General features: G+C 66.9%; 1 protein-coding gene. It reads right to left on the reverse strand.

The features are described from left to right. Positions 1-242 (reverse strand): condensation domain-containing protein (locus ACW9H9_RS28945; RefSeq protein WP_457346755.1); only part of this gene is annotated, 242 nt, incomplete at both ends.

Consider the following 242-nt stretch of genomic DNA (forward strand, 5'->3'; position numbering starts at 1 on the left):
TTTCGTCGGTCAGGCGGACCCGCAGCGGCAAGGTGTTGATGAACATGCCCAGGGAGCGGTCAGCGCCGTCACCGGCCTGCAAGCGGCCCAACAATACCGTGCCAAACACCACGTCGTCGGTGGCCGAAACCGCACCCACCACCTGTGCCCAGACCCAGTGATACAGGCTGGCCGCACTCACGCCCAGCTGACGGGCCTGTTGGCGCAAGCGCTGGCTGAACGCCGCGCCCAGCCAGTGTTCC

The sequence above is a fragment of the Pseudomonas sp. SDO5215_S409 genome, from assembly GCF_054071325.1.